This is a genomic window from Neisseria sp. P0021.S006 (assembly GCF_051956895.1).
The window spans coordinates 1-1,346 of record NZ_JBQCWZ010000375.1; the positions used below are offsets into that span (position 1 = coordinate 1).

Below are 1,346 nucleotides of genomic sequence, written 5' to 3' on the forward strand. Positions count from 1 at the left end.
GCTGTAATAGTGGGCAAAACCGGTTTCTACGGTTTTTTGCAGGGCTTCTGCGTTCATCCAGGCGACCATCAGCACACGGTGTGTCTGCCAATCTTGGGCAATGGCGCAAACCAAACCTTTTTCATCAAATTTTACGGCATTCAGCAGCGTTTCGTTTATATTCGACATTCGCGTTTTTCTCCCATATTTTTCAGACGGCCTTTGGGTAGCAATCACAAACGCACTTCAATTCCTGCTTCACGCATGGCCAGTTTCGCTTCGCGGATACTCGCTTCGCCAAAGTGGAAAATACTGGCGGCCAATACCGCATCTGCCTTTCCGTCTTTAATGCCGTCCACCAAGTGTTGTACCGAACCGACGCCACCGGAAGCAATGACCGGAATATCGACCGCTTCACTGACCGCGCGTGTCAAAGGCAGGTTAAAACCTTGCTTGGTGCCGTCCCGATCCATACTGGTCAGCAAAATCTCGCCCGCACCGCGCCGCTGCATTTCGACAGCCCATTCCACCGCATCCAAACCGGTCGGATTACGTCCGCCGTGGGTAAAGATTTCCCAACGGGTATTTTCAGGGTTGACCGCTTTGGCATCCACGGCAACGACAATCGCTTGTGAACCAAAAAAACCGGCCGCTTCATTTACCAAATCAGGATTGGTTACAGCGGCCGTATTGATGCTGGCCTTATCGGCACCGGCATTAAGCAGGCGACGGATATCGGCAACCGTACGCACACCGCCGCCGACCGTCAATGGAATAAAAACTTGTGATGCGACTGCCTCAATAACGTGCAAAATAGTATCGCGATTGTCGCTGGAGGCAGTAATGTCCAAAAAGGTCAATTCATCCGCGCCTTCATCGTTGTAGCGTTTGGCAACGTCAACCGGATTGCCTGCATCGCGTAAACCCAAAAAGTTGACACCTTTTACCACGCGACCGTCTTTTACATCCAGACAAGGAATAATTCGTTTTGCCAATGTCATACTCAATACCTCTTATCCGTTCTCAGGCCGTCTGAAACCGTCAGGCCAAAAATTTGCTCAACCAATCCGGCAAATGTTGCAACAGCTGAAAATAACCAATCCCCGCCATCATCGCCAAAACGCAGGAAATAATGAAATTGCTGTCGATGCGACCGACGATGGAAAAAATCAAACCGGCAAATGCCCATATTATCCCGTTGAAAATCATCCAATAGGTATCGATAATCGGCAAATCAAACGCCGTCAGCTGCCGCAATATCACTGCAATCAGTGTAAACCACAAACTTTCACTTAGTGGATACACTTCGCGGTCGGATGACCAGATAATCCAAAAACCCAAAACAAACGCTTCAAGCATACTAATCC

General features: G+C 49.2%; 2 protein-coding genes and 1 pseudogene. All 3 read right to left on the minus strand.

Going from position 1 to position 1,346, the window contains the following annotated elements:
* Window positions 1-168, minus strand: a pseudogene (locus ACTHUM_RS14255) (phosphoribosyl-AMP cyclohydrolase); the annotation flags it as partial.
* A gap of 44 nt (window positions 169-212) precedes the next feature.
* A complete protein-coding gene (gene hisF, locus ACTHUM_RS14260) occupies window positions 213-980 on the minus strand; it encodes an imidazole glycerol phosphate synthase subunit HisF (protein WP_070460193.1) in 768 nt (255 codons plus the stop codon).
* 40 nt (window positions 981-1,020) lie between these two features.
* Window positions 1,021-1,346: hypothetical protein (locus tag ACTHUM_RS14265; RefSeq protein WP_440403194.1), on the minus strand; the 326-nt coding region annotated here is incomplete at its 5' end.

Coding starts and splice junctions, on each gene's coding strand:
- hisF (WP_070460193.1), bottom strand. CDS start 980: ATGACATTGGCAAAACGAATTATTCCTTGTCTGGATGTAAAAGACGGT.